The sequence below is a fragment of the Gilliamella sp. M0364 genome (assembly GCF_016100565.1).
Lineage (GTDB): Bacteria > Pseudomonadota > Gammaproteobacteria > Enterobacterales > Orbaceae > Gilliamella > Gilliamella apis.
Map to the genome: position 1 here is coordinate 546,687 of NZ_JACFSF010000001.1, position 19,548 is coordinate 566,234.

At 36.1% G+C, this 19,548-nt stretch carries 14 protein-coding genes; 1 reads left to right on the plus strand and 13 read right to left on the minus strand.

The window, feature by feature from the left end:
* Nucleotides 1-19: 19 nt before the first annotated feature.
* The 5 genes from H3U96_RS02490 to H3U96_RS02510 all read right to left on the minus strand — a co-directional run bounded on the left by H3U96_RS02490 (nt 20) and on the right by H3U96_RS02510 (nt 5,511).
* Nucleotides 20-1,183 (minus strand): hypothetical protein, encoded by a 1,164-nt coding sequence (locus H3U96_RS02490; protein WP_198195465.1) that lies wholly within the window; start codon nt 1,181-1,183, stop codon nt 20-22.
* A 28-nt stretch (nt 1,184-1,211) separates the two neighbouring features.
* A complete protein-coding gene (locus tag H3U96_RS02495) occupies nt 1,212-2,597 on the minus strand; it encodes a hypothetical protein (protein ID WP_198195467.1) in 1,386 nt (461 codons plus the stop codon).
* Between the two features lie 284 nt (nt 2,598-2,881).
* On the minus strand, nt 2,882-3,886 hold the full coding sequence (rluB, locus tag H3U96_RS02500) for a 23S rRNA pseudouridine(2605) synthase RluB (protein WP_086360860.1): 1,005 nt from the start codon (nt 3,884-3,886) through the stop codon (nt 2,882-2,884).
* Nucleotides 3,887-3,957: 71 nt separating this feature from the next.
* Entirely contained in the window at nt 3,958-4,578 is a 621-nt protein-coding gene (locus H3U96_RS02505) for an L-threonylcarbamoyladenylate synthase (protein WP_086320192.1), read from the minus strand.
* Between the two features lie 102 nt (nt 4,579-4,680).
* Nucleotides 4,681-5,511: a PHP domain-containing protein gene (locus H3U96_RS02510; protein ID WP_198195469.1), complete on the minus strand. Its 831-nt coding sequence runs from the start codon at nt 5,509-5,511 to the stop codon at nt 4,681-4,683.
* A gap of 70 nt (nt 5,512-5,581) precedes the next feature.
* Between H3U96_RS02510 and rraB the strand changes: the two genes are divergently transcribed.
* Nucleotides 5,582-5,977, plus strand: a complete 396-nt coding sequence (rraB, locus tag H3U96_RS02515) for a ribonuclease E inhibitor RraB (protein ID WP_086360861.1) — start codon at nt 5,582-5,584, stop codon at nt 5,975-5,977.
* A gap of 67 nt (nt 5,978-6,044) precedes the next feature.
* Here rraB and H3U96_RS02520 read toward each other — a convergent pair whose 3' ends face one another.
* The 8 genes from H3U96_RS02520 to aceE all read right to left on the minus strand — a co-directional run bounded on the left by H3U96_RS02520 (nt 6,045) and on the right by aceE (nt 19,515).
* The gene (locus tag H3U96_RS02520; protein WP_086360862.1) at nt 6,045-8,723 is read right to left on the minus strand and encodes a beta-N-acetylhexosaminidase; all 2,679 of its coding nucleotides are present in this window, start codon (nt 8,721-8,723) and stop codon (nt 6,045-6,047) included.
* A 9-nt stretch (nt 8,724-8,732) separates the two neighbouring features.
* A complete protein-coding gene (locus tag H3U96_RS02525; protein WP_086360863.1) occupies nt 8,733-10,148 on the minus strand; it encodes an OprD family outer membrane porin in 1,416 nt (471 codons plus the stop codon).
* 432 nt (nt 10,149-10,580) lie between these two features.
* Nucleotides 10,581-11,435, minus strand: a complete 855-nt coding sequence (gene kdsA / locus H3U96_RS02530) for a 3-deoxy-8-phosphooctulonate synthase (protein ID WP_086320205.1) — start codon at nt 11,433-11,435, stop codon at nt 10,581-10,583.
* 17 nt (nt 11,436-11,452) lie between these two features.
* Nucleotides 11,453-12,289: a peptide chain release factor N(5)-glutamine methyltransferase gene (gene prmC, locus H3U96_RS02535; protein WP_065579243.1), complete on the minus strand. Its 837-nt coding sequence runs from the start codon at nt 12,287-12,289 to the stop codon at nt 11,453-11,455.
* Nucleotides 12,286-13,371 (minus strand): peptide chain release factor 1, encoded by a 1,086-nt coding sequence (gene prfA, locus H3U96_RS02540; protein WP_065579244.1) that lies wholly within the window; start codon nt 13,369-13,371, stop codon nt 12,286-12,288. Before prfA ends, prmC begins: the two co-directional genes overlap by 4 nt.
* A 431-nt stretch (nt 13,372-13,802) precedes the next feature.
* Nucleotides 13,803-15,227: a dihydrolipoyl dehydrogenase gene (lpdA, locus tag H3U96_RS02545; RefSeq protein WP_086361112.1), complete on the minus strand. Its 1,425-nt coding sequence runs from the start codon at nt 15,225-15,227 to the stop codon at nt 13,803-13,805.
* 15 nt (nt 15,228-15,242) lie between these two features.
* Nucleotides 15,243-16,835: a pyruvate dehydrogenase complex dihydrolipoyllysine-residue acetyltransferase gene (gene aceF / locus H3U96_RS02550; RefSeq protein WP_086361111.1), complete on the minus strand. Its 1,593-nt coding sequence runs from the start codon at nt 16,833-16,835 to the stop codon at nt 15,243-15,245.
* Between the two features lie 13 nt (nt 16,836-16,848).
* Nucleotides 16,849-19,515: a pyruvate dehydrogenase (acetyl-transferring), homodimeric type gene (aceE, locus tag H3U96_RS02555; RefSeq protein ID WP_198195471.1), complete on the minus strand. Its 2,667-nt coding sequence runs from the start codon at nt 19,513-19,515 to the stop codon at nt 16,849-16,851.
* Between the last annotated feature and the right edge of the window lie 33 nt (nt 19,516-19,548).

Below are 19,548 nucleotides of genomic sequence, written 5' to 3' on the forward strand. Positions count from 1 at the left end.
CCTTGTTGAAAATTGTCCATTAAAGGGAACAAAGATCTTGAGCAGTACTTTCTAGCAATGATCTTAATTTAGTGATCAGTTCTCTTTTTGCTACTGGTAGTAAATCATCATCATTTTCATAATAGCTTGAAGCTCTTGCATAGATAGTGTCAGAAAAGTCAATAATTCCTTCCATCCTTACTACTGTCTCTAGACTTAAACTATTGTTATTAGTATCCAATTTCGTATAGTAAGTTTCATCTTTTAACGTTGGGATTTGAATCCTATTCCCTTGAGCATCGATATGTTCTATGTATTTATCAAATACTTTTCGGGTGTTTGGTATGTCAATCTGTGATCTTGTACTGTTATATTCTTTATCAACAGTTATTTTAATTTTGAGATCAGCACCAACTGGAGAAGAAACAAAGGTGACATAATCCTTATTTAGTAACAATTTTACCTCAGAGCAGTATTCGGAAGCATAGCAATAAACTTTTATTATCCCTTTGCGTTTATAGGTGTTAGCTAAAGAAGTAGCATCTTTATAACGTCCATAATGACGATAAGCATCCACGGCTTGCTCATAATATTTGGCAACTTGACGAAATTCTAGGCGTTGCATTGCAATTTCTGAAAGCATTTTTGCCTGCTGATAAGCCTCTTCTGCCATTAAAGTAGCCTGTTTTTTACCATTATTATACGCACGTTTGTCACTGTCTTTATATTTACCTAGAGGTTGATATACTGATGATGCTTGACTAAATGCCTCAGCTGCAGCTTTATAGTCGTTTTGGGTTTCGAAATTTACCCCTTGGTCATACAAATCTTTAGCAATGTTTTGCCTCAAACTTTCAGCAGGATATTTATCTAAAATGTTTACTAATTCCGTACTATAAAAACGGTTAGTTAAGCGCTTATTCATCTCTAACAGTTTTTCATAGATTTCAATGCGTTTTTTATAATCAGTATTAGTGGTGCTAGCTAATTCATCCTCATATTTGTTCATCACATCATTAACCAGCTTACTGAGTTTTTCGGCATCAGTTTGCTTAAAGTTTGCTTCACTTTTTTCCTCTATTTTTGCCGCTAATAGATTGATGCTTTCAAGATAGTTCCCTTCAGCATAAGCATTTTGAGATGTGCGTTCGTGAGTACAACTCACTAATAAAAACATTAATAAACTTGCAATAATAATTCTCATTTTATTTTTCCTTATTAAAAATTGTCCATTATAGGTATGAAAGATCTTTGGCTATATCGTCTAATCTTGAGTTTAGCTCGGATAATAAATCTCTTTTGGCTTGAGTATATAAATCATCTTTCGATTTTAAGCGACCATCACTGTGATTATGAAATTTGGCAGGTACATTACCACTATAAATATAGTCATGTTTAACTGAGGTTTCTTCAATTTTAAACGATTTGCTATAACTATAGATACCGTGAACCTCAATGCTAGCCGTTAGGGTTAATTTGTTACTATGAGTTACTGTTTGTAAATTATATCGTTGATCTTTGTAAGTTTTGATTTGAGTTGTATTACCGTTTTTATCTTTTGCTTCAATATATTTATCAAAGACTTGCTCAATCTTAGTTTCATTTGTTTCTGATTTATCTAGATCGACAAAATCACTTTTAAAGTCAATTCGGATATCTATCTCTGCACCACTCGAGTAATTGGCAAATTGAATATAATTTGCACTTAATTTATCTCTTATTTCATCAGTGAAACTTGAACCATAGTAATAAACTTTAATTATGCCTTTTTTAGCATAAGTATCAGCTAATGAACTGGCGTCAAAATATTGTCCATATGGCTGATATATAGATGCTGCTTGCGCATAATACTTGGCAACTTCTCGATATTCATAACGCTTTGTCGCATTCATTGCCAGTTGTTTAGCTTGTTGATAAGCCTCTTGAGCCTGCTGGGTAGCATATTTTTTGTCATTATCTTTCGCAAGTTTGTCACTATCTTTATATTTACCTAGTGGTTTGTATATCGATGAAGCCTGACTAAAGGCTTGAGCAGCAGCTTTATAATTTCCCTGTTGTTCGAATTGTTTACCTTGGTCATAGTAATTTTTGGCTGCCATTTGCATATATTTAGTATTGGCATTTTTATATAAAATAGCGGCATTTTTATAATTGTCGTATGACAAACTATTTTTATATAATTCGGCTTTTGTTCGATAACTTTCACTGTCAGTGCCAGTGATGTAATTACCATAATCATAATACTCTTTAGCAAGAGTTTGCTTTAATTGCCTAGTGTCATATTTATCATTGAAAAAACTGATGTGCTCAGAATAAAAGCGATTACTTAATATCTCTTTCATAGTTAATAAATGCTTATATGCATCTATTTTTTGTGGATAATCATATTGATGGAAGTAATTTAGGTCTTTTTCGTAAAACTGCATTACACTACTAACAATAGTTTGTAGGCGCTTAGCATCCTGTTGATCAAACTTTGCTGGCCCTTTTTCATCCAAACTGGCAGCTAAAAGATTGATACTTTCTATATAGCGACCTTCCTTAAATGCATCTTCGGCTGTTCGCGTATGGCATGCCGTTAATAAAAATATACAAAAAATAGCAATAATCGTGCGCATAAACTTCCTTTCTTTACTTCTTTTTTATTACTAGTTATTTCATATCCATTTTTTGATGTTTATATAAAAATGGCTATTTTTATCAGTTTATTAAAAAACTGTTGGTTGAGTTTATGCTAAACTTTTAGCTAATTATTAACTTTTATTGCTACTTTTTTTACGTTTTGTTATTAATTATTAACAATAAATGCTATTAGTGATTTTGGTAAATGTTTAAAATTAATTGGCGGGATGATGTTACCCTTAAATAAAATAATCATTTTTATTTAAGGGTTAACAAAATTTTATATTCGTGTTGGTTTTTTATTCGCTTTTTGACGAGTAGTTCGACTAGACTGATTGAGTTTGATACGCTTTGGTCTAACAATACGTTTGTCAAACGATGATTTTGTTGTAAAACTTTTCATTTCAGCTGGTAAGCCAACTAACTCACGTAGGTAATTAACAGAATCAATACCTAATTCCATCCATGTGCCACGAGATAAGCCTTTCGGTAAAGTAATATTACCGTAACGAATACGTAGTAAGCGGCTAACTTGAACATCAATTGCTTCCCACATACGACGGACTTCTCGATTACGACCTTCAGTAATAACCACATTAAACCATTGATTTAGTCCATCACCACCTTGTGGTTTGATGGAGTTAAATGCAGCTGGACCATCTTCAAGCTGAACACCTTTGCGAAGTTGGTTAAGTTGTTGATCGGTAATATTACCAAATACTCGAACTGCATACTCACGTTCAATTTCATGCCTTGGATGCATAAGGCGATTTGCCAATTCGCCATCCGTTGTAAATAGCAATAAACCCGATGTATTTATATCAAGTCGACCAATGTTAATCCAGCGGGCATTTTTTAAGCGAGGTAATCGCTCAAACACTGTTGCTCGCCCTTGCGGATCATTTCGAGAACAGATTTCGCCTTCAGGTTTATAATAAGCTAGAACACGACAAACCTCTTTTTCTTTACTTCTTAACTGAACTAAATGACCATTGATACGAATTTTTGGACTGGCATTGACATCTACGCGATCACCTAAAGTCGCGATTTTGCCATCAACACTAATTTTTCCGGCCACAATCATAGCTTCAATTTCACGACGTGAACCATTACCTAAATTGGCTAATACTTTTTGTAATTTTTCAGTATTATCTGGTTGTGAACTTTTACGATTTGACGTTTGGCTTAATTTGGTATTTTTTTTACGAGCGATATCACTTTCTTGCTCAATTAGTTTATCTGCTCCACGTTGTTTTTTGGAAAATGCAGATCTATTTTGTTTCATATAATCCTCACTGTTACCTTCTCAGGTATCATTTATTAACTCAATAACTCATTGATATATTATTAATTTGTTTACTCGAATGGTTTGATATCACCACTACCTTGACGAATAATATCTGGATAATCGTTAGTTAAATCAATTACTGTTGTTGGCTGTTCACTAATATAACCACCATGAACGATAGCATCTAGTTGGTGACCAATTTTATCTTCAATTTCTTCGGGATCAGACTGAGCTTCATTTTCATTAGGTAAAATAAGCGTAGTTGTCATTAAAGGTTGTCCTAATAATTCAAGAAGCGCTAAATCAATTTTATTATCAGGAATACGCAGTCCAATCGTTTTGCGTTTTTCATTCATCAAACGTCGTGGTACTTCTTTGCTCGCTTGTAAGATAAAAACATATTTACCTGGGGTATTATTTTTTAATAATCGAAAAGTAGTGTTATCAACAAAAGCATAAGAAGAAAGCTCAGATAAATCACGGCACATTAAGGTAAAGTTATGGTGTTTATCCAGATTACGGATTTGACAAATACGATCTACACCATATTTATTATCAAGTAAACAACCTAGCGAATAACCTGAATCAGTAGGAAATGCAATGACGCCACCATCATTTAATATTTTGACGACTTGATCTAATAACCTTGTTTGTGGGTTATCAGGATGAATATAAAAAGTTTGGCTCATAATATTCTTCTTTATTGATAGCAGGTTAAAAAAATGTGAGGAAAGGGCTTTTTCATCACGGTTTATAGCGCTAATTGATACTATTTTAGTTTAATATATTTATTATATCCAGTTATGCCAAATAGGTGTAACACTACCAGGCAATGGTGTAGTTTTACCAAGATCAAGGTAATTAAGCAAATCGTGGAAATCCGAACCTTGTGACGCAAGTAATTCAAATTCATTAGCCAATTTTGCTAATCGTTGTAAATCATCTTGAGTTTGGCGGCTCTGAGAAACTTCAATACCATCACCACCATATGATTTAAATTCGCTAATTAATAATTTTAGTTTAGTTAAGGTTAAATCATAGCGTGTCGGGTGTGCTAACACCGCTTGTCCACCTGCTGCATGTATCGCATTAACCGCATCAGCAATACTACACCATTTGGCAGGAACGTAGGCATAACCACTTTTACCCAGATATTTTTTAAATGCTCGTTTAATATCTTTAACATAATTATTAGCGACTAAAAAGCGCGCAAAATGAGCTCGAGATACAATATCACCTTTAGAAAATTGTTGGGCTTGCTCATAAGCATTGTCTATGCTCACTTTAGCTAATTTTTCACTAATACTGATTGCTCTATCAATACGACTTTGTTCTTGTGCAGTTAATAATTCAAGCAAGTGAGAATTTTCTATGTCGATATTCAAACCAACAATATGAATTTCATTATTCTTCCACATTGTTGACACTTCAACACCATAGACTAATTTAACTGGCAAATTATCTCGTTCTATGGTCGCTTTCGCTTCTATCAAGCCTTTGATAGTATCGTGATCGGTAATCGCTAGCATATTGATTTGATTATCAACAGCTCTTTTGACCAGTTCACTTGGCGTTAAAATTCCATCTGATGCAGTTGTGTGCGAATGTAAGTCAACGATCACTTTTTTCTCGAAAATTATTTTTAAACGTGTAATATACCACACAATTTGCACGACCACTAAAAGGTATATTATGAAAGATCAAATTCAGCTTGCTCAGCAAGATACGCTAGCTATTATTCAAGAACTTTTAGAAGATGGAAGTGATCCACATGCGCTGTATATTATTGAACATCATATTTCATCACAAAACTTTGATAAACTAGAAAAAGTCGCTGTTGAAGCTTATAAATTAGGCTATGAGGCAACCGATCCTGATGAAGATGTTGATGATGCAGGTAATGTGGTAATTGGTTTTGATATTATTACTGAAAGTCCATTAGATGCTGAGTTAATAAATGCGCAAATCGCCGAAATCATTACACTGGCAAACCAATTTAACGTTAATTATGACGGTTGGGGAACCTATTTTGAAGATGGTAGTGATGACCAATTCGATGAAGATGACGTTAGCGAGACCATTCATTAATAAATAATCCGCGGTTAATTATGACTATTCTTATCCGCCACCAGACGGATAAGAACAGTGTTAACATTTAATTTAATTGTTCAACACGGCTAGTTCGTTTATGATCAGCCGTTACTGTACGAAGCGAAACCGAAGCGTTGTTATTTATCGCTACAGGGCCATTGTAAGCCTGCCAATTTTCGCCTTTATCGGTTGAATATTCGATAGTTAAGCCAGGAAAAACAACATTAGCAACTAATTTGCCATCTTCAATCTTCGCTCCAGGAACAGGAAGGCGATAGTTAATTGAAGCAAGATCTAATTTAGCTAATTCTCGTTGGCCAATTAAATTAGCAAATTGATTCCAATCATTTAGCAGTTTTTGCTGATCAACATATTGTGTTTTACCTTTTTCAAATTCGCGATCTTTTTGATAATTAGTTTCCCAATCAGCTTTATGCCATGCCCGCTCGGCAACACTCAATAGTCGAGGATAAGCCATGTAGGCCAATTTATTATCGGTGCGAATATTTTCCGTCCAGATTTGTGCTGATAAGCCATAGGCGCCTGGCCAATCCATGGTACCTTTAGCGGCAAAGGCGTCACCGTTGCGATCGAATGAGGTTTCCGCATTTTGCGGTAAATTATTCGGTGCAAAACTGAATATTTTGCGTTCATCATTAAAGCGTGAAGCCCAATAGTAACCACTTTCTTTTGGATTAACTTCATAAGGCATATCTAAATAGACATAATCAGGATTTGAAACTATCACTTTGTAGCCTTTATTAGCAAACTCATTGACTGAATCGTATCCTCCCCAATATAAGTTATCCCAGAAATTGACCACCACTTCATCGGTAGCAAAAGCTTTGGCGTTGGAAGCAAATTTTACGCCATCTTGCCAAGCTTGCATGCGATTAATACCATTATTTTTGATGATTTTACTTACTTGAATAGCAAAATAACTTGGCAAATGCTCGATATTTTCTACAACACCTTTACTAACAAAAGTTTGGCACGCTGGTGATTTTGCCCATGGATGATCTTCGACACTTTGATCGATTAAACCTTTACCCGCCTCTTTTTGCGCGGCGTGAATATCTTGGTAACCGTTGCCGAAGTGAATATTTTTAGCCTCATCACCACCAAAATGCCATGTTGAAATCGGTTGTCCAGCTTCAACGTGCATTTTGGCTATTTCGCTAATTACTTTATCAGCAAATTTTTTCGAAGAATCTAAACATGGATTTAGATAACTTTGGCGATTGTAGAATTGCACCGTAGTAGTATTCGAAGTATCAGTAGGATCAAGTAATCGATATTCATTCGCAGCTTCGGTTTTTCCTTGCTTCATTAAGTGTTGATATCTCACTTCCATTGACAAAATAGCTGCTCTGGCATGGGCTGGCATGTCGATTTCTGGAATAACTTCAATAAATCGCGCATTGGCATATTTAACGATTTCGATATAATCTGCGCGAGTAAAGTAGCCACTGCCATTATTGTCACTGTTTGGCCCAGATCCAAGTTGCGGTAATAGACACTGTTTTTCAGTTAAATCATGACAACGTTTACTACCAAAATCAGTGAGTTCTGGTAGGCCGGGGATCTCAATTCGCCAACCTTCATCATCACTTAAATGAAAATGAAATTTATTCATTTTATATTTCGACATCATATCAAGTAACTGTAATACCGCTTTTTTGCTTTTGAAATTTCGACCGATATCTAGCATCATACCTCGATAATCAAAACGAGGGGCATCTTCAACTGAAAGTGTGTTAATAATTTGCGGTTTACTAACTGTTATTGACGATAATATCGATTCTACAGCATAAAAAATTCCACTTTCATCAAATGCTACGATAGTTGCACCTTGTGGGGTTATATCTAGTTTATAACTGCCATTTACACCTTTTTCAAATGCAGTTTTATCAATTGATGCATTGACTTTAAACCCTTGCTTTGTCACAGCAATATTTAATTGTTTGAAGTGATTTTCTAACACTAATTGGCTTGGTTTTGCTAAGCCATTAAGTATGAGATTAACACCACTTTGATTTAGGGTAATAGATTCTTTACCAACCGTTAATTTAATTGGTGTTGGTAAAATTTGACCTTTTAATAAATCAGCATCAATTTTTTGAATATCATTATTACGTTGATAGCGGTTTTCGGGAGTCATCAGTATATTATGGTCATTAGGTGATATCTTCCATTGTTCACCTAATGGAGCCACAAATGCCGACAAATTATCAGAATCAGTATTGGTGTTGGCAATTATTTTAGGTTTAGCATTCGTTGAAGTTACATACCAGCGAGGCATCACATCACTTTCACTTATTTGCCAATATTCACCAATAACTGGGATAGTTACCTGTGAGTTAGCAGGAATATTGGTAAATTTTTCTGTTGGTTCTAATTTATGCAAATCACCGGTTACGTGGGTAATTTTATACTGGTCATTATTTACCGCTAAAATCATACGAATATTATGAAAGTAAATAGCCCAATCTTTACTGGTTATTGCTGGACCGTTGTTTTTAAGCGTTAGGGTCACTTTGTTACAAGAAGCCCAATCTGCGCCCAATGCTGCACAATCTACCCCTGCGTTTACGGCGTTGTTATCGACTATTTGATAATTTAAGCGGAGCTGTGAACTCATCGTATCAACTATTTGTTGTGATGCATTAACCGATTGACTGGCTCCTAGAGTTAATAATGATGTGATCGAAGTAGCAAGTACAGCTGATTTAAACTTTTTCATATCGGTTACCTATTTTTGTTTAGCATTGAAAATGGTGAAAGGGAAAGTAACAATAAATTTAATATCACGTTCATCTTGGAAAATGTTGCCATAACCACCGCCCCAGCTGTTGATATGATTTTCATGGTTGTTATATTTGGTATAGTGTAATTGGAATGAAGTATCCTTAGCCCATGTATCTTGAATGGTATAACCTAAATCAAAATTATAAGCCGATTCTACTAAACGATTTTTTTGATTTTTTGCTTTTGAATCTGGTTTGGCATCCCAACCATAAGCATAAGATGCACCGGTTTTCCAACCTGTTAAATAATGGTTTAAATGGCCTAGATCATAGGTGACCTCAAAAAATGCCGCTTTTTCGCCATTGGCATTAAAGTCAGAACGAGAATTCCACCAAACATCTAATCGTCCATTAGATGATGCATAATCGGGCGTCATACGTTGTAAGAAGAATCCTTGCTCCCCTTCTGCTTTTACAGACACACCTTCAAGTCGTAAACCAACAGGACCAACTTGGTAACCTAAAGTAGCTGCTTGTAACCACGCTAAACCATCATAAACATTGGCGCCTTTATGAGATTGGTCTTTAGCACCATAAAACTGATAACTCATTGTTAGTGGATTATTTAACACATCCGTTTTATAAGAAGCTTTTGCAAAAAATTGATTCATATAATTCTGAGCTTGGCCAAAGGCGCTTTCAAGTACAAGATCATTCTTAAAATCATATTTCATACCGGCTGAGTGTAAAAAATCGATTTTTTTGCCTTTTCCCCAGCGTTTGAATTCATAGAGGCGTTTATACCAAGGCGCTTTGTATTTATCTGTCCACATATAGGACATGGATAAAGCACCAGCAGCATCAAAATCAAGTACGGTGCCAACTTCTGCTCCACGATAAGTACCTGGTAATAAACTCCAATGCGGAGCTAATAAAGTTTGTCCAGAAGGTTGAATATAACCGGCCTTGATCCAAAACAACTCATCAAGTTTAAAATTAAGTTGTGCTTTATAAAAACTTAAGCCACTAACATCTTTTTTCCAATCTTCATTCCAACGAGTATTAGCACCACTAAAACCAATCTCATTTGGATGCCCGTTACCGCCATTACTGACTTCCCAAGCGCCATAACCACCTAACTCAACAGCCAGCCGATCGGCAATATAACCTGACCTAAAGTCTAAATTGGTATTAAATGATGAATGTCTGAGGTTTTTTTCGTATTTATGTTCGTCAAGGTTTTTTCTTTCCCGATCACGATTCCAGAAAAATATGTTTCCAGTTAATGATGCATCATCGACAAAATTACTGACATACTCAGCTTGTGCTGGGCATATACTGGTTAAAACAGTTATAGATAAAAAAAGTTTAGTAAAAAGATTAAAACGACAGGGTAAAACCGGTAAATTATTATGATTCATAGTTGCTTCCCTAAAATTATACTGTGTAACTGACCACTAAATTCCCTAATAACTAATTGGTTTTTATAAGTCAAACTGAATTTATTACTACATTGAATTGCTATCTAAACAACATTTTTGAAACATATTTAAGGTAGAAATAGGATAAATATGTATTTTTATAATGCATAAACATATTTTAGTTCGCAAATTAATTAATCTAAATTCGTGATCTGAATCACCAAAAAAATAAAAATTTGGCTTTTTTTTGTGAAATTCTCCACACTTTTTTTACCGAATAAATTAATTATTTTTTCTAAATTTTGCGGAGATGACATTAAGAAAGGTATTAGCAAAGAGTAATAATTAAAAACAAGTCGTTGATAAAAAACAGGCAATAAAAAAGAGAAATGCATAGCATTTCTCTTAATAATTAGTCATTTAGAACTTAAATTAGTTTTCAGTATCAAGCTCTGCAAAGCTTTTAACGAGTTCATCAATGGCTTTCATCTGTTTTAAGAAAGGTTCGAGTTTTGCTAATGGTAATGCGGAAGGTCCATCACATTTTGCACTACTCGGGTCTGGATGAGACTCTAAAAATAGTCCTGCAATACCAACGGCCATCCCCGAACGAGCAAGCTCAGTAACTTGACCACGACGACCACCTGATGCTGCACCCATTGGATCACGACATTGTAGAGCATGGGTAACATCGAAAATCACTGGCGATCCATGGCTGACTTTCTTCATGACATTAAAGCCAAGCATATCAACCACTAAGTTATCATAACCAAAGCAGCTACCACGATCACAAAGAATCACTTGGTCATTACCTGCTTCTTCAAATTTTTCGACAATATTACCCATTTGGCCTGGGCTAACAAATTGCGGTTTTTTTACATTAATTACTGCACCAGTTTTCGCCATTGCTACAACTAAATCGGTTTGTCTTGCTAAAAAAGCCGGTAATTGAATAACATCAACAACATCAGCCACAGGTTGACACTGTTCTTCAGTGTGCACGTCAGTAATAATTTTAACCCCTAACTGCTGTTTTAATTCTTGGAATATTTTCATTCCTTCTTCTAATCCTGGTCCTCGATAAGAGTGAACCGATGAACGATTCGCTTTATCAAAAGAAGCCTTAAAGATATAAGGAATATTTAATTTATCGGTTACTGTTACGTAGTGCTCACATATTCTCATCGCTAAATCGCGAGATTCAAGCACATTCATACCACCAAATAATACAAATGGTAAATCATTAGCTACCGTAATATTACCGACTTTTACTCTTTTTTGTTTAATCATAAATTTATTCCTAGTTAAGGTTTAAACCAACGACCTAGGGTGACTCTGTCATTGCCACTATAGTCGGTTATGGTTTCAACTAATTGAAATCCATGTTGTTTAAAGATAGTTTGTACCGCTAAGCCCTGCTTCCAGCCATGTTCGATAAGCAGCCAACCATATTGATTTAAATGCTTGGTAGCCCCTTGAATTATTACTTTAATATCAGCAAGGCCATCATCCTCTGAAACTAAGGCACTTCTTGGTTCATAGCGAACATCGCCTTGAGATAGGTGAATATCAGTTGGCTCGATATATGGAGGATTACTGGTTATCATTGAGAATTTACGATTTTTAATTGGTTTATACCAATCACCTTGCAAAAAATAAACATTGTTCACGCCTATTTGATTGGCATTTTTTTGGGCTAAAATCAAAGCATCTTTATTTTTCTCAATCGCAGTAAATAAACAATCTGGTCGCTCAGTAGCCATAGCAATAGCAATAGCACCAGTTCCTGTTCCCAAATCTAAAACTTCACAAGGGACTTTCGGCAAATACTCTAAACCTAATTCAACAACTTTTTCCGTATCTGGTCTTGGAATTAAGGTCGAATTTGAAACATTAAACTTCAATGACCAAAATTCCTTTTCTCCAGTGATATAGGCAATCGGTTCCCCTTCTTGACGTCTTTTTAAATAGCCATCTAAAGCAATTAGTTCATCATCAGTTAATAATGTTTCACTAAAAGCCATCAAAAAGGTACGTGTTTTATGTGTGACAAAACTTAATAAAATTTCAGCATCACGTTTTGGACTTTCGCTATCGGTTAAAGTTTGTGATGCAGATTTAAGCCATTGTAAATAGGTCATTCATCCTGTTCCGCTAACGCTGCAAGTTGATCTGCTTGATATTCTTGTACAATTGGTTCAATCAACATATCCAATTTACCTTCCATGACCTCATCTAGACGATAAATAGTAAGATTGATACGATGGTCGGTAACTCGACCTTGAGGATAGTTATAAGTTCGAATACGATCTGAACGATCACCTGAACCAAGTAAATTACGTCTGGTTGACGCTTCCTCTTGTTGACGTTTACGCATTTCAGCATCTTGAATACGGGCAGCCAATACTGACATCGCCTTAGCTTTATTTTTGTGCTGTGAACGTTCATCCTGACATTCAACTACAATGCCAGTTGGAATATGGGTAATACGAATTGCTGAATCAGTAGTATTAACATGCTGACCACCGGCACCTGATGATCGATAAGTATCAATTTTCAAATCTGCAGGATTGATTTCTGGCATTTCAGCTTCTGGAATTTCTGGTAAAACAGCAACAGTACAGGCCGATGTGTGTATTCGTCCTTGTGATTCAGTCTCTGGTACACGTTGAACTCGGTGACCACCAGATTCAAATTTTAACTGGCCATATACACCATCACCACTTACTAACATAATAACTTCTTTATATCCGCCATGTTCTCCATCATTTGAACTCATGATTTCGACACGCCAATTGCGAGATTCAGCATAGCGAGTATACATTCTGGCTAAATCACCAGCAAAAATAGCCGCTTCATCACCACCAGTACCAGCTCGGACTTCAACAAAACAGTTGTAATCATCGTTTGGATCTTTAGGTAACAATAGAACTTGTAACTGTTTTTCTTGCTGCTCTACTTGGCTTAATGCTTCGTTTAACTCTTCTTGAGCCATTTCACTCATTTCCGGATCAGAAAGCATCATTTTGGCAGTTTCAATATCTTCTTGTGTCTGCTTCCAATTAGCGAAGCATTTAACCACATCGGTTAACTGCGCATATTCTTTTGAAAGGGTACGAAATCGGTTTTGATCGGCTATAACCGCTGCATCAGATAGTAATGCTTGAACCTCTTCGTAACGCTCTTGTAGCGTTTCCAACTTACTGATAATTGAAGGTTTCATAACTCTGTATTTTGGCTAATGATTAAATGAATTAGCCCGGCATTATATACTTAATTGCCTTTAAAATACAGTTCCTACTTATAATGGCGAAATAATCATTAATATAAGGTTATTTTTTATATTTATTTTAAAATTAGTCGGTTATTTTTGATTAAAAAACCCCTTTCCTCAAAATTTTCTATTAAGATTAAATGAGTTTGGTACAGATAATTTCGTAGACCTCTGTTGTATTCAATTTGGTTTCAATGTTTATCCCTATGATGAACATATTATGATTGATTATATTATTGATTTGGATACTTTTTAATCTATAATCCAATATATTAATTTTATTAAATATTTTTAATTTTTGAAAATCTTGATTAGAAAAATAAAATGCCGTTAGCAAACTAACGGCATTACTTCAATGATAACAATAAAATAAAAAGTCTCTATTTTTTAACTGCTTTCGCATTCGGCAAATCAGTTATCGATCCTTCATAAATCTCAGACGCTAAACCTATTGATTCATGTAACGTTGGGTGAGCATGGATAGTTAATGCAATATCTTCAGCATCACAACCCATTTCAACTGCTAGTGTAATTTCACCAAGTAATTCACCACCATTTGCCCCAACTACAGCACCACCAAGAAGACGATTGTCAGCTTTATTAAAGATTAATTTAGTCATCCCTTCTGAACAATCAGAAGCAATCGCTCGACCTGATGCCGCCCATGGGAATATAGCAACCTCATAATCTAAACCTTTTGCTTTTGCTTCTTTTTCAGTTAAACCTACCCAAGCAACTTCAGGTTCAGTATAAGCAATTGATGGTATAGTTTTTGGATCAAAATAATGTTTTTTACCAGCAATAACTTCTGCTGCCACATGACCTTCATGAACACCTTTATGCGCTAGCATCGGTTGACCAACAATATCACCAATAGCATAAATATGAGGCACATTTGTTCTCATCTGTTTATCGACTTCGATAAAGCCACGATCAGTCACATTTACACCGGCTTTTTCAGCGTTGATCAGTTTACCATTTGGAGTACGACCTATTGCCACTAGTACCGCATCATAAGTATGAGTTTCAATGGTTCCGTCTTTTTTCTCCATGGTGACATAAATTGCATCATGTTTTGCTTCAACAGTACTTACTTTAGTTTCTAATCTTAAAGTAAATTTCTTTTGAATTTGTTTAGTAAAGATTTTCACCACATCTTTATCGGCTGCTGGAATGACCTGATCAAGCATTTCAACCACATCTACCTCTGAGCCTAATGCATGATAAACCGTCCCCATTTCTAAACCGATAATACCGCCACCCATTAAAAGTAGTTTTTTAGGAATAGTAGTTAATGCTAATGCATCTGTCGAATCCCAAATGCGAGGATCTTCATGTGGGATAAAAGGTAAAGTTATCGGTCTTGAACCAGCAGCAATGATGGCATTATCAAAAGTAATTTTAGTTATACCTTTTGACGAAGTAACATCCATGGTATGACTACCAGTGAATTGTGCTTCACCTTGAATAACATTGACTTTACGCATTTTAGCCATGCCTGCAAGTCCATTAGTTAGTTGGTTTATAACTTTTTCTTTCCAACCACGAACTTTATCTAATTCAAGTTTAGGCGTACCAAAATGAATACCATGTTCAGTCAATGATTTTGCTTCATCCATTACTTTGGCAACATGGAGTAATGCTTTAGATGGAATACAACCAACATTTAAACAAACACCACCTAAAGTTGAATAACGTTCTACTAAGGTAACATCTAATCCAAGATCGGCAGCTCGGAAGGCAGCGGAATAACCCGCTGGACCAGCTCCTAAGACAACAACTTGTGTTTTAACTTCTTGACTCATAAATAATTTCCCCCACTACATCACTAATCGACGTAAGTCGGATAAAACATTAACAATATGGCTTAAGAAGCGTGCACCATCAGCCCCGTCAATTACTCGGTGATCGAATGATAATGATAAAGGTAACATTAGACGTGGTGTAAATTCTTTACCATTCCAAATTGGTTTCATACTAGAACGAGATACACCTAAAATACCTACTTCAGGTGCATTTACAATTGGTGTAAATGAAGTCGTTCCGATACCACCTAGGCTAGAAATGGTGAAACAGCCGCCTTGCATATCACTACCGGTTAGTTTGCCATCACGAGCTTTTTTGGAAATTTCTGCAAGTTCACGAGAAAGTTCAATAATGCCTTTTTTATTCACATCTTTAAATACCGGCACAACTAAACCATTAGGCGTATCAACGGCTACACCGATATTAATGTATTTTTTGATAATAAGAGTTTGAGCATCTTCAGACAACGAACTATTAAAACGAGGATAAGCGGTTAAAGCGCTGGCTACTGCTTTCATAATAAACACTAGTGGCGTAATTTTCAGATCCAGTTTTTTCTTTTCAGCTTCGGCATTTTGTTGTTTACGGAAAGCTTCTAATTCAGTGATATCTGTTTCATCAAACTCAGTAACATGTGGAATCATTACCCAATTACGATGTAAGTTGGCACCTGATACTTTTTGAATTTTAGTTAATGGCAATGATTCAACTTCACCAAATTTACTAAAATCAACTTTAGGCCATGGTAATAAGCCAGGTAATGCACCGCCAGCGCCACCATTTTCAACCTGTTTGACAGTATTTTTTACGTAAGCTTGAATATCTTCACGTAAAATACGATGTTTAGGGCCAGTCGGTTGTACCTTAGCAAGGTTAATACCAAACTCGCGAGCTAAACGACGAACAGAAGGAGTTGCATGTGCATAAGCATCATTTTCTACAAATTCATTGGTATTTGCAGGTGCAACAGGCGCAGCAGAATTATTGTTGGTATTCACAACTGGAGCTGCAGTAGCTGGTTTTTCTGCTGCCACAGGTGCGACATCAGTTTTTACTGGTGCACTGCTAGCTACTGTCTCAAATTCCATAATTTTTGAGCCAGTTTTAACTTTATCACCAATTTTTACTGAAATGCTTTTCACCACACCAGCAATAGTAGCAGGCACTTCCATTGAGGCTTTATCGCCTTCTACTGTTATAAGTGAATCATCAACGGAAACTGAATCACCAACTTTAACTAAAATTTCAGTGACCTCAACTTCATCACCACCAATATCAGGTACATTAACATCAACCACTTGGCTTGCGCTTGGGGCTGCTGATCGTGCGGCAACTGGTGCAGTCGTTTCTTGTTTATCTGCTGCAGCCTCTGTTCCGCTGTCATCAAATTCCATAATACTTACACCAGTGGTAACTTTATCGCCAACTTTTACGATGATCGACTTTACAATCCCGGCTTGTGGTGCCGGTATTTCCATCGATGCTTTATCGCCCTCAACCGTTAATAACGATTGATCAGCTTCAACTTTGTCGCCAACTTTAACTAAAATCTCTGTTACTTCAACTTCATCACTTCCGATATCGGGTAATTTTATTTCAATAGTCATTATTTTTTACCTCTTATGCATTACGTGGATTGAGCTTATCAGCATTGATGTCGAACTTTTTAATCGCGTCTTCAACAACACTTGTTTGAATATCACCACGTTTAGCTAGTTCTCCTAATGCGGCAATCACAACATAAGATGCATCGACTTCAAAATGATGACGTAAATTTTCTCGGCTGTCACTGCGACCAAATCCATCAGTACCTAATACTCTGTAGCTTTCTGCGGGTACAAATCCACGAATTTGTTCTGCATAAAGTTTCATATAATCAGTTGAAACAACTGCTGGATTATTATTCATTATTTGAGCAACATAAGGAACTTTCGCTGGTTCACTCGGATGTAACATATTGTAACGTTCACAATCTTGTCCATCTCTAGCTAATTCGGTAAATGAAGTTACACTATACACTTCTGAGCTAATACCGTAATTTTTAGCTAGAATATCTGCAGCTTCACGAACATGACGTAATATTGAACCAGAACCTAATAATTGAACAGTAGGCTTACCTTGTTGTCCTTCAACAGTATCTAACTTATAAATACCACGACGGATACCCTCTTCTGCCCCTTCTGGCATTGCAGGTTGAGCATAGTTTTCATTAAGTGTAGTAATATAATAGTAAACGTTTTCTTGTTCACCATACATGCGACGTAAACCATCTTGCATAATAACAGCAACTTCATATGCATAAGCCGGATCATAAGATACACAGTTAGGGATAGTTAACGCTTGAATATGACTATGCCCATCTTGATGTTGTAAGCCTTCACCATTTAAGGTTGTTCGGCCAGAAGTACCGCCGATCATAAAGCCACGCGCTTGTTGATCACCAGCTGCCCACATCAAATCACCAATACGTTGGAAACCAAACATTGAGTAATAGATGTAAAATGGAATCATTGGGTAATCATTAGTGCTGTACGATGTTGCCGCGGCAATCCATGATGCAGTTGCGCCACATTCATTAATGCCTTCTTGAAGGATTTGGCCTTTTTCATCTTCACGATAATAAGCCACTTGTTCTCTATCTTGTGGCGTATATTGTTGACCATGCGGATTATAAATACCGATTTGGCGGAATAGACCTTCCATACCAAAAGTACGAGCTTCGTCAGCAAGAATCGGCACTAAACGAGGCGCTAATTCTTTATCTTTTAACATAATGTTAAGTGCACGAACAAAGGCAATTGTGGTTGAAATTTCTTTCGATTGCGCTTCAAGTAATGGTGCAAATTCAGTTAAAGGAGGAATTGATACAGTTCCTGAGAATTTAGTCAATCTTGACGGCACATAACCATGTAGGGCTTGACGACGTTCATGAATATATTTGTATTCAGGAGTATGTTCTTCAAATTTAATATATGGTAATTTTTCTAAAGCATCATCGGTAACAGGAATATTGAAGAAATCGCGAACATGACGAACACCATCCATATTCATTTTTTTCACTTGGTGCGCAATGTTCTTAGCTTCTGCTGCTGCACCCATACCATAACCTTTAATAGTATGTGCTAAAATCACTGTTGGACGATCTTTGGTTTCTTTTGCTCTAGCAAATGCAGCAAACATTTTTTCTGGATCTTGACCACCACGATTAAGTCTGAAAATTTCTTCATCAGACATATCTTTTACTAATTCTGCAGTTTCTGGGTATTTTCCAAAGAAATGCTCACGAACATAAGCACCATCTTTAGATTTAAAGGTTTGGTAATCACCATCAAGCGTTTCATTCATTAAGCGAATTAATTTTCCTGATTTATCTTTTTGTAATAATTTATCCCAGCGATCACCCCAAAGCACTTTAATTACATTCCAACCCGCACCGGCAAATACCCCTTCAAGTTCATTAACTATTTTGCCATTACCGGTTACCGGGCCATCAAGGCGTTGTAAATTACAGTTAATTACAAATACTAAGTTATCCAATTTTTCACGTGTAGCAATTGTAATTGCACCTTTTGATTCTGGCTCATCCATCTCACCATCACCTAAAAATGCGTAAACGGTTTGTTCAGTGGTATCTTTCAATCCACGATGATTCAGATATTTTAAAAAGCGAGCTTGGTAAATAGCACTAACTGGGCCTAATCCCATTGAAACAGTTGGAAATTGCCAAAACTCAGGCATTAATTTTGGATGAGGATAAGATGATAATCCTTTACCATGCACTTCTTGACGGAAATTATCTAATTGTTCTTCGGTTAATCGGCCTTCAATAAATGCGCGAGAATAAATACCTGGAGAGATATGACCTTGGAAATAAATTAAGTCACCACTATCTTTTTCATTGCGAGCACGGAAAAAATGGTTAAAACAGACTTCATAAAATGTCGCTGCAGATTGGAATGATGCCATGTGACCACCCAGTTCTAAATCTTTTTTAGAAGCTCGAAGAACCATCATCATTGCATTCCAACGAACAATGGAACGGATGCGTCTTTCAATTTCCCAATCGCCGGGATAAGCAGGCTGATCTTCTACCGGGATAGTGTTTATATAGTTACTGGTTGAAGAACCGAAGAGTAAGGGAACGCCTCCATCTCTAGCTTTATTGACAATTTGCTCAATAATATATTGGGCACGTTCGACGCCTTCTTCACGAATAATAGAATCTAAACTTTCCAGCCAATCTTTTGTTTCAACTGGATCGATATCATTCATTTGCATGTCCGACATATAAAAACCTCTTTTTTGTTTTAAAAAATGCAG